General features: G+C 48.2%; 1 protein-coding gene. It reads left to right on the forward strand.

All coding sequences use genetic code 11. From position 1 onward, the window contains the following. On the forward strand, positions 1 to 583 hold a 583-nt coding region (locus A3729_RS06545), incomplete at both ends, for an alpha/beta fold hydrolase (protein WP_068633450.1).

Here is a 583-nt window from a genome sequence, read left to right on the forward strand (position 1 = left end):
TCAGGCGCAGAGGTATTGTTTGAGGACTTGCCAGGTTTTGGTGAGCGACATCATGAATCTAGCCCGGGGACGATAGAAGAAATTGCTGAGAGTCTTGCGCCGAGGATTTTTGACTCAGCCAAGCTTGTTGACGGTAAGATCAATCTTGTAGGTATTTCCATGGGCGGAATGGTGGCGCTTGCCTTGGCTCAAATGCACCCTGAAAAAGTCGCTAGCCTGATACTGATAAATTCAAGCTTTAGACCCTATGCTCGCTTTTATCAGAGACTTCAACCTAAGGCCTATGCAGGCTTCCTAAAGGCCTGGTTTAACCCCGTTATGCGCTACAGTGAGCGTGAAATTTTGCGATTGTCGAGTAACATGAGAGATAGTGATGAGTGTTTGCTAGATGAGTGGTTAGACTTCAGACGTAAGCAGCCACCTAGCCGGAGAGCGGCAATCAAGCAAATTCTGGCGGCCAGTCGCTTTCAATGCGAATCACAAAAGCCCGTCGAACATATGCTGTTTATTGCGGCTAAACAAGACAGGATTGTTAGCTACCACTGCTCTGAAAATGCCGCCCAAGCATGGGGGGCAGATTATC

This window comes from Oleiphilus sp. HI0043, from assembly GCF_001634935.1.